General features: G+C 64.2%; 8 protein-coding genes. 5 read left to right on the plus strand and 3 right to left on the minus strand.

Annotated features, from left to right (window positions below):
* The first annotated feature begins 139 nt into the window (after window positions 1-139).
* Window positions 140-580, plus strand: coding sequence for a lactoylglutathione lyase (gloA, locus tag NKH13_RS28525; protein WP_352720717.1), 441 nt, complete (start codon window positions 140-142; stop codon window positions 578-580).
* A 78-nt stretch (window positions 581-658) separates the two neighbouring features.
* On the plus strand, window positions 659-952 hold the full coding sequence (locus NKH13_RS28530; protein WP_292664826.1) for a DUF2218 domain-containing protein: 294 nt from the start codon (window positions 659-661) through the stop codon (window positions 950-952).
* An 8-nt stretch (window positions 953-960) separates the two neighbouring features.
* Here the strand turns inward: NKH13_RS28530 and NKH13_RS28535 are convergent, their stop codons facing one another.
* Both NKH13_RS28535 and ilvA read right to left on the minus strand, forming a co-directional pair.
* A complete protein-coding gene (locus NKH13_RS28535; RefSeq protein ID WP_352720714.1) occupies window positions 961-1,533 on the minus strand; it encodes a DUF1697 domain-containing protein in 573 nt (190 codons plus the stop codon).
* Window positions 1,530-2,786, minus strand: a complete 1,257-nt coding sequence (gene ilvA / locus NKH13_RS28540; protein ID WP_352720712.1) for a threonine ammonia-lyase IlvA — start codon at window positions 2,784-2,786, stop codon at window positions 1,530-1,532. Before ilvA ends, NKH13_RS28535 begins: the two co-directional genes overlap by 4 nt.
* A gap of 127 nt (window positions 2,787-2,913) precedes the next feature.
* On the opposite strand from ilvA, the gene NKH13_RS28545 reads away from it, so the two are divergent.
* From NKH13_RS28545 to NKH13_RS28555, 3 genes are all read left to right on the plus strand, one after another.
* Window positions 2,914-4,308 carry a hypothetical protein gene (locus tag NKH13_RS28545; protein ID WP_352720710.1) on the plus strand — a complete coding sequence of 465 codons (1,395 nt, stop codon included), beginning with the start codon at window positions 2,914-2,916 and terminating at the stop codon, window positions 4,306-4,308.
* Between the two features lie 103 nt (window positions 4,309-4,411).
* Window positions 4,412-5,485: an alpha/beta hydrolase gene (locus NKH13_RS28550; protein ID WP_352451120.1), complete on the plus strand. Its 1,074-nt coding sequence runs from the start codon at window positions 4,412-4,414 to the stop codon at window positions 5,483-5,485.
* A 132-nt stretch (window positions 5,486-5,617) separates the two neighbouring features.
* On the plus strand, window positions 5,618-6,781 hold the full coding sequence (locus NKH13_RS28555; RefSeq protein ID WP_352720709.1) for an alpha/beta hydrolase: 1,164 nt from the start codon (window positions 5,618-5,620) through the stop codon (window positions 6,779-6,781).
* A gap of 401 nt (window positions 6,782-7,182) precedes the next feature.
* On the opposite strand, the gene ade is transcribed toward NKH13_RS28555, so the two are convergent.
* Entirely contained in the window at window positions 7,183-8,994 is a 1,812-nt protein-coding gene (gene ade, locus NKH13_RS28560) for an adenine deaminase (protein ID WP_352720707.1), read from the minus strand.
* Window positions 8,995-9,278 lie beyond the last annotated feature (284 nt).

Genomic DNA, 9,278 nt, shown 5'->3' on the forward strand with positions numbered 1-9,278 from the left:
CAAGACCTGACGTGCCTTTTTTCACGGTTCCGTACAGGAATAGCGGATTTGCCGTTTGCCGGCGCCGGCAAGCGTGGCCAATTGCCCTTTGGCCGGGCCGCCCCTATGTTGCGCCGCAACGCAACATAAGGAGGAAATCATGCGCTATCTGCACACCATGGTCCGCGTCGCCGACATCGATGCCTCGCTCGATTTCTACTGCAACAAGCTTGGCCTCAAGGAAGTGCGCCGCCATGAAAACGAGCAAGGCCGCTACACGCTGATCTTCCTCGCCGCGCCTGAAGACGAGCGAAGCGGCATCTCCGAGAAGGCGCCGCTGGTCGAGCTGACCTACAATTGGGATCCGGAAGACTACAAGGGCGGCCGCAATTTCGGCCATCTCGCCTATGAGGTCGACGACATCTACGCCACCTGCCAGCGGCTGATGGACAATGGCGTTACCATTAACCGGCCGCCGCGCGACGGCAACATGGCGTTCGTCAAATCGCCGGACGGCATCTCGATCGAGCTGTTGCAGAAAGGTCCGGCAAAGCCGAAGGCCGAGCCGTGGGCGTCGATGCCGAACACGGGCAGCTGGTAGCCGATCACGCCATTTTGAACGGACGTAGGAGGGCCCTGGTTCGGTTTTCGCGTCCGCATTCCCAGGGAGAATTCATTCATGCCGAGCAGCCATGTCGACGTCGCCACCGAACATGCCAGCCGCTATCTGCAGCAGCTGTGCAAACATTGGGCGCACAAGTTTCCCGTCGAATTCGACCCGAACCACGGCACCATCGATCTGACACTCGGCCGCACGGTTCTCGATGCCGACCCGGCAGCGCTGCACATTGCAGTGACGACCGATGAAGCCGGCTCGCTCGAGCGCCTGGAAACGGTCGTCGCCGAGCACATCAAGCGCTTCGCCTTCCGTGAAGAGCTGGCATTCGACTGGAAACGCGCTCCGGCCGCGTAGAAGACCTATCAACGGCCGGCGTTGGCCATCTCCAGCAGCATCAGCACGGTGCGCCAGTTTCGCGCCGTGCCGGGCACCTTCAGAACGCGCGGAATGAGATTGGCAAAGACCGATTTGCCGAGCCCGTCGGGCGCATGCAGGTAGAGCACGTCGCCCCTGATCTCGAAGCGTTCAGGCCCGGTGCATTTTTCCGCCAGCCGGGCGATCTCTTCGGCGGTCGGCTGGTGCTCCAGCGCATAGGCGTGCAGCTTGGTCGGCTCGCCGGCCACTTCCGGATAGGGATTGTCCGCCGCCAGCCGCTCGAGCCAGCCGAGATCGCGCACCATGATGCGCGAATGGAACCCCCATTTCTTCTCGAATTCCGCTTCGAGCTGCCTGGTCAGCGTGACTGCATCGCCTTCTGGCGACCGGAAGACGGCGTTGCCGCTCTGCACATAGGTGGCGACATCGGAGAAGCCGAGCTGCTCGAAGAATGACCTGAGTTCCGCCATTTTGACGATGCGGTTGCCGCCGACATTGATGCCGGAGAACAGCGCGATAAAAACCTTCGCCGGAGTGTTCGGAAGATCGTTGCTGCTCATATGATGAACCCGGCGAGCGTCTCGTTGTCGGTGATGTCCTGGTAATGGACGCTCTCGGCATCGAAATTCGCCTTGAGCAGGTCGAAGTTGCGGCGGTCCTTGGTTTCGATGCCGATCAGCACCGAACCGAAATTGCGCGCCGATTTCTTCAGATATTCGAAGCGGGCGATGTCGTCGTCAGGGCCAAGCAATTCGAGGAAATCGCGCAACGCGCCGGGCCGCTGCGGAAAGCGGATGATGAAGTATTTCTTCAAGCCCTCGAAGCGCAGCGCCCGTTCCTTCACATCCGGCAGCCGCTCGAAATCGAAATTGCCGCCGGACACCACAGCAACGATGGTCTTGCCCCTGATTTCCTTCCTGGAAAAATCCTTGAGTGCATCGATCGCCAGCGCGCCCGCCGGCTCGAGCACGACGCCTTCGACATTGAGCATTTCGATCATGGTTGCGCAGAGCCGGTTTTCCGGGATCAGCCGCACGGTGTCGGCGGCAAATTCCCTGAGGTGGCGCAGCGGCTCGCGGCCGATCTCGGCCACCGCTGCGCCGTCGACGAAATTGTCGACCTTGGCGAGCTTGATCCGCTTTCCGGCGGCAAGGCTCTCGCTCAGGCTCGGGGCGCCGGCCGGCTCGCAAAAGACGAAACGTGTCTCGCGGTGCTGGTCGGCGAAATAATGGGTGACGCCAGCGGCCAGGCCACCGCCGCCGACCGGCAGCATGACGATATCAGCCATGCGCGCGCCGGGCATCTGGCCTGATATCTCGTAGGCGACGGTCGCCTGCCCTTCGATGATGTCCTTGTGGTCGAAAGGCGGCACCATGTGTGCGCCGGCAGTTTCGGTGAATTCGAGTGCCGCGTGGTAGCAGTCGTCGAAGAAATCGCCGACCAGCCTGATCTCGACGAATTCGCCGCCGAACAGCCGCGTCTTGTCGATCTTCTGCTGCGGCGTCGTCACCGGCATGAAGACAACGCCCTTTTTGCCGAAATGGCGGCAGACGAAGGCAAAGCCCTGCGCGTGATTGCCGGCCGAAGCGCAGACGAACAGCTCGGCAGCGTTGCCGGCGGCGAGCGTCTTGCGGAAGAAGTTGAAGGCGCCGCGGATCTTGTAGGAGCGCACCGGCGTCAGGTCCTCGCGCTTCAGAAGCACCCGCGCGCCGGTCTTCTTCGACAGATAGTCGTTTTCCTGCAGCGGCGTTTCCGGAAAGATCTCGCGGATCGCGGCAGCGGCGGCAGCGACGCGAGAGGAGAAACTGGTCATGGCAAGAGCACCCCACAGGCTAGCCGAATTCGGTCCCGCTATTGCATATCCGGCCTCGCGAAGCCATTGTCCGGCCACCCCGAAAGGGTGTTCCCAAAACTTCGTTGGCCGCTAGGAGCGCCTGTTCATGCCTGTCGCATCGGTGGCCCAGAAAACCGTGTCGCTGCCGGAGTTCGGCGAGCCGACGGTGATGCCGCTGGTTACGCGCGCCACCTATGAGGCCCGCATCGCGGCACTGGTCGCGCGCGGCGGATTCGATGCCTTCGTCGTCTATGGCGACCGCGAACATGCGGCCAATGTCGCCTATCTCTGCGGCTACGATCCGCGCTTCGAGGAGACGCTGCTGGTCATCGTTCCCGGCAAGTCGCCGAAACTGCTGGTCGGCAATGAGGGCTGGGGCTATGCCGAGATCTGCGACGGGCCGTATGAGCGCGTGCTCTACCAGACGTTTTCGCTGCCGGCGCAGCCGCGCGACCGCTCGCAAGCGCTGGCCGACATCCTCGTCGATTGCGGCCTGAAGGCCGGCCAGCGCATCGGCGCCATCGGCTGGAAGCCGTTCGGCTCCGGCGATGCCGGTTTTGGCGAAACGACGCTCGACCTGCCGTCCTTCATCGCCGACACTTTGCGCAGCCTTGCCGGCGATAGGGGCGTGATCGTCAACGCGGCGAACCTTTTGATGAACCCTGCCGACGGCCTGCGCGCCATCAACGAGGCCGACCAGCTGGCCGCGTTCGAATTCGCCGCGACCTATTCCTCGCAAGGCCTGCGCAATGTGCTGCAAAGCATCGAACCCGGAATGACCGAATTGCAGGCGGCGCGGCTGATGGGCATCAACGGCCTGCCGCAATGCTGCCACCCGATGCTGTCGGCCGGCAGGCGCGCGGCCTATGGCTTGCCAAGCCCGCGCCTCGAAATCATCAAGCGCGGCGACCCGATCACCATGGCCTACGGCATCCGGGGCTCGCTCAACGCCCGCGCCGGTTTTCTGGTCGAGGACGCGGCCGAGCTTCCAAGGGGCATCCAGGACTATGTCGAGAGACTGGTCGCGCCCTATTTCTGCGCCGTCGTCGACTGGTACGAGACGGTCGGCATCGGTGTTCCCGGCGGCGCGTTGTGGCAAGCGGTGCACGACCGCATCGGCGATCCGTTCTTCGGCGTATCGCTCAATCCCGGCCATCTCATCCATATCGACGAATGGATGCATTCGCCGGTATTTTCCGGCTCCGACATCAGATTGAAGTCGGGCATGGCCTTGCAGGTCGACATCATTCCGGCGACCGGCACCGATTACTTCACCACCAACATCGAGGACGGCATCGCGCTGGCCGACGAGGCGCTGCGCGAAGAGATCGCCGCGCGCTATCCCGAAGCCTGGCGCCGCATCGAGGCGCGCCGCGCCTTCATGACCGACGTGCTCGGCATAAGGCTGAAGCCGGAAGTGCTGCCGTTTTCCAACATCCCGGCCTTCCTGCCGCCGTTCTGGCTTTCGCGCAACACTGCGATGGCAGTCGCTAGGCGCTGAGCGCATTTCGGCGCCTGCGACTTACTTCTGCCGCACTTCGCCTGTCCGGGAGGTGCGGCGGAGGTGGATGGGCCTTTGGTTAGGCCGGAGTGGAATTGCTTAAGTGCCCTTGAAGACGATTTGCATCATTGTTCTTGCCGCGCTGCTCGCCGGCTGCGGCGGCCGCCAAACCGAGGAACTGCTCGGCAGCGCCATGATGGCGGTGCCGGTGACGGAAATCGCCGGCAATCACTCGATCTTCATCGCCACCACGCGCAAGCGCTCCGACGACCCCAACAAGGTCTTCGACGGCGAGCGCTCGGCGACGCTGAACTATGCCCGCGTCAACGTCACCGTCCCCGGCATCCACAAGACAGGCCAGATCGAGCGCCGCTCGCGCGGCAAGTCGGACGATCCGGCCAAATACTTCATGGCTTCCGAGGTCGTCGGCTACGACACCCAGCCGAAATTCTCCAGTGCGCTCAGTGCCGACATCGCGGCGCGCGGCGGCCGCGTCATGGTCTTCGTCCACGGCTACAACACCGGCTTCGACGACGCGGTCTACCGCGTCACCCAGATCACCCATGATTCCGGCTATCCGGGCACACCGGTGCTGTTTTCCTGGGCGTCGGGCGCCAAGACCACTGACTACGTCTACGACAAGGAAAGCGCCAGCGTTGCCCGCGACCAGCTCGAAGTGACGCTGAGAATGCTGGCGCAGACCGGCGCGCGGCGCATCGACATCGTCGCCCATTCGCTGGGGACCTGGGTCACCATGGAGGCGCTGCGCCAACTCGCCATCACCGGCGACCGCGATCTCGGCGGCAAGCTCGGCGACGTCGTGCTGGCCTCGCCCGACATCGACGTCGACGTGTTCAAGAGCCAGATGCGCCGCTACGGCAAGCCGGACAAGCCGTTCATCCTGCTGCTCTCCGACGACGACCGGGCGCTGCGGCTCTCCGGCCTGATCGCCGGCGCACGGCCGCGCGTCGGCGACTACAAGAACGCCGCGGACCTCGCCAGCTATGGCGTGTCGGTCGTCGATCTCTCCAGCGTCAAGGGAACCGACCGCTTCAACCACACCAAATTCGCCGACAATCCGGAATTGGTGCAGTTGATCGGCCAGAAGCTGCGCGAGGATGACGGGTTTGCCAGCGACCGCGAGGTGACAGACCGCATCGCCTCGGTCGGACAATAGCTGCATTGCGCAGCAGTCATTGTTGACCCTTGCCGCACCATCGGAACAGTTTGAACTGGACCGTACCGGCCTCTGCCTCTATCGAATAGGCCAAGACGTCTCCGGCTCGACGTCGCCTTTGCGGGAGCCCGCGTGATCGTGCCTTCGAAGATCTTTCTCGTCGTTGCGTTCGCGCTCGCGCTGGCAGGCTGCGCCGGCCAGAACACGCACGACTTGCTCAACAAGACGACGATCACCGTGCCTGCTTCGGATATCGCGGCGACGCACAAGATCTTCGTCGCTACAACCCGGCAAAGGGCAACGAAGGAGCCCCGGCAGGTGTTCGACGGCGACCGTTCGCCGACCACCAGCTTTGCCAGCGTCGAGGTGACGGTGCCCAAAATCCACCAGCTCGGCGCCATCGAGCGGGTCAAGGGCTCGGCCAACAGCAATCCGGCGAAGGATTTCACGGCGACCGGCGTCACCTTCTACGAAGGCGCGCCGCAATTCGCCAAGGCGGTCGGCGCCGACATCGCGATGCGCGGCGACCGCGCGCTGGTTTTCGTGCACGGCTTCAACAACGGCTTCGACGACGGCATCTACCGGCTGACGCAGATCGCGCACGACACCAAATACCCGGGAACGCCGGTGCTGTTTTCTTGGGCGTCGAGCGGCAAGACCACCGGCTACATCTACGACAAGGAAAGCGCCAATGCGGCGCGCGACGATCTCGAAGCGACGCTGCGCATGCTCGCCAAGAGCCGCGCCAAGAGCATCGATATCATCGCCCACTCGATGGGAACCTGGGTGACCATGGAAGCATTGCGCCAGCTTGCCATCACCGGCGAGCGCGACCTCGGCGGCAAGCTCGGCTATGTCATCCTTGCCTCGCCCGACATCGACGTCGACGTGTTCAAGAAGCAGATGATCCGCTACGGCAAGCCAGACAAGCCGTTCGCCGTGCTGCTTTCGGGCGACGACCGGGCGCTCAGGCTGTCGACCCTGATCTCCGGCGACAAGCCGCGCGTCGGCGACTATGGCGACGCGGCCGACCTCGCCAGCTATGGCGTCTCGGTGGTCGACCTGACCAAGACCAAGGGCGGCGACCGGCTGAACCACGCCAAATTCGCCGACAACCCGTTCCTGGTGCAGCTGCTCGGCGACCGCCTGCGCGCCCCGGCGGGCCTCGCCTCCGAAGAGACCGCGCCGGCCCAGCTCGACAATCTCGGCCAGGGCCTTGGCAAGGCCGTCGGCTCGGTCGCCGAAATCGTCATCACCACGCCGTTCAAGGTGCTGACCATCGCCACCGGCGGGTGAAGCGGCCGCCGACGCTGGCGATTAAGCATAAGCCTTCGTCATCCCAGGGCGGAGCGAACGCGAAGCGGAGCGCAGACCCTGGGATCCATGCCATTACACCTGCCGAAGATTGCTGCGGTCGGAATAGCTTGTATCAGCAACAGCGCGTTGCCCTTCGCACGTCATCATCGCTGGAATGTCTGCCGGTGCCACAAGGCGCTCGAATTCTGGTCCGCTTTCGTGTGCCACAGATGTAACGGCATGGATCCCAGGGTCTCCGCGACGTCGCTTCGCTCCTGCTCCGCCCTGGGATGACGAAGCGAGGGATGTTTCGGCTAATCTTCAGAGTACGCGATTTGCCCCTGAAAGGGATCGCGGGAAGCTGAGAAATTGCGACTTGTCGAGCCAGCATTTCGACGGCGCTAAACGAACAGATCGACCTTCTGAAAAGTCGTCACGTCGATCAGGCCGACATCGGAAATCCGCAGCTCCGGGATGACGACCAGCGCCAGCAGCGAGTGCTGCATATAGGCGTTGTTGAGCGAGCAGCCCATCTGGCGCATGGCGTCGCTGAGTTGGTCCGCCTTTGCGGCGACGATTTCCGCCCGCTCGTCCGACATCAGCCCGGCGATCGGCATTTCGACCAGCGCCAGCTCCTTGCCCTTGGAGAACAGCACGACGCCGCCGCCGACCTCGCCCAGCCGGTTCACGGCCAGAGCCATGTCCTGCTTGTTGGTGCCGACGACGATGATGTGATGGGCATCGTGCGCCACGCTGGAGGCCATGGCGCAGTCGCCGATATAGCCGAAGCCGGAGACGAAGGCGTTGGTGACGCCGCCGGTGCCCTTGTGACGCTCGACCAGTGCGATCTGACAAACGTCGTTGCGGCGGTCCATGGCGACCAGCCCGTCCTCGACCGCAAGATCGGCCTCGAGCGCCCGCGTCGGCGCCTGGTTCTCGATGACGCCGATGACGCGCACCCGGACCTCGTTGGCGCCCATGGGTGCCGCGATGTCGAAATCGCCTGCCTTGAGTTTCTTGCCGAGCTTGACGGTGTTCTTCGCCGTCTTTGGATAATCATAGGCCGGAATGTCGATTTCGAGCTTGCCGCCCTTGGCCAGCCTGACCCCGCGGCCATAGACCTCGTCGATGGTCATTTCGGCCAGGTCGGAGACGATCAGCAGATCGGCGAGCCGACCCGGCGCGATCGAGCCGATCTCGCGCTCCAGCCGGAAATGCTGGGCGGTGTTGAGCGTCGCCATCTGGATCGCGGTCACCGGCTTCAAGCCCTGGCTGATGGCGTGGCGCACGACCCGGTCCATGTGGCCTTCATGCACCAGCGTGCCGGAATGGCTGTCGTCGGTGCACAGGATGAAGTTGCGCGGGTCGAGCCCGCTCTCGGTCACCGCCTTGATCTGCGAGGCCACGTCGTACCAGGCCGAGCCCAGCCGCAGCATCGCCTTCATGCCTTGGCGGACGCGGGCGATGGCGTCCTCGGCGCGCGTGCCTTCGTGGTCGTCCTCCGGGCCGCCGGCGACGTAGCCGTGGAACGGCAGGCCGAGATCGCGCGAGGCATAGTGCCCGCCGACGGTCTTGCCGGCCCTCACCGTCGCGGCGATCTCGCCCGACATCACCGGATCATTGGCGGCGACGCCGGGAAAATTCATCACCTCGCCGAGCCCGATAATGTTCTCCCAGGTCATCGCCTCGGCAACATCGGCGACGGTCAGCTCGGCGCCGGCATGCTCCAGCCCCGGGGCGGAGGGCACGCAGGACGGCATCTGCACGAGCACGTTGACCGGCATGGCGACCGCCTCGTCATGCATCAGCCGGACACCCGGCAGGCCGAGCACGTTGGCGATCTCATGCGGGTCGATGAACATCGATGTGGTGCCATGGGGAATCACCGCGCGGCAGAATTCCGTCACTGTCACCATGCCGCTCTCGACATGCATATGCGCGTCGCAAAGCCCCGGCACCAGATAGCGGCCGCCGGCATCGACCACCTTGGTGCCCTGGCCGATGGCGTGGCCGGCATTCGGCCCGCAATAGGCAAAGCGGCCGCCGGCGATGGCGACGTCGGTGCCGGCGATGATCTCGCCCGAATGAACGTTGACCCAGCGCCCGTTGCGGATGACGAGATCGGCGGGCTTGCGGCCCATGGCGACATCGACCAGATGCGTCGCCATTTCGGCCCAGGGTTTTGGTTTCGTCGCATTGGCGGTCTTCGGCATGGACAAGCTCCTCTTTGCCCGACTGTGCCAAGCCGCGAGGATTTTGACCAGCGAGGAAGCGAGGGTCGACGGCGAAACTGCCGATCTCCCCCCCAAAGGGGACCCAAGTGGAGGAGATGTCGCCGAAGGCGACAGAGGGGGTCGCGCGCCGACCTCTCAAGACCTGGGTTCCTCGCCCACCGCGATGCGGGGGAGAGGTGGCCGCGAAGCGGCCGGCGAGGGGGCCTTTCGTAGGGCGCAGTCCCCCTCTCCGTGGCGGGGTCGCGCGGCCCCCACCCCCGGGG

Origin of the sequence: Mesorhizobium sp. M1348, assembly GCF_040317925.1 — a bacterium.
Classification (GTDB): domain Bacteria; phylum Pseudomonadota; class Alphaproteobacteria; order Rhizobiales; family Rhizobiaceae; genus Mesorhizobium.

Excerpts from the sequence above, each read along its gene's own strand:
- ade (WP_352720707.1), bottom strand. The coding sequence starts at position 8,994 with ATGCCGAAGACCGCCAATGCGACGAAACCAAAACCCTGGGCCGAAATG.
- NKH13_RS28545 (WP_352720710.1), top strand. The coding sequence starts at position 2,914 with ATGCCTGTCGCATCGGTGGCCCAGAAAACCGTGTCGCTGCCGGAGTTC.
- gloA (WP_352720717.1), top strand. The coding sequence starts at position 140 with ATGCGCTATCTGCACACCATGGTCCGCGTCGCCGACATCGATGCCTCG.
- ilvA (WP_352720712.1), bottom strand. The coding sequence starts at position 2,786 with ATGACCAGTTTCTCCTCTCGCGTCGCTGCCGCCGCTGCCGCGATCCGC.
- NKH13_RS28535 (WP_352720714.1), bottom strand. The coding sequence starts at position 1,533 with ATGAGCAGCAACGATCTTCCGAACACTCCGGCGAAGGTTTTTATCGCG.
- NKH13_RS28530 (WP_292664826.1), top strand. The coding sequence starts at position 659 with ATGCCGAGCAGCCATGTCGACGTCGCCACCGAACATGCCAGCCGCTAT.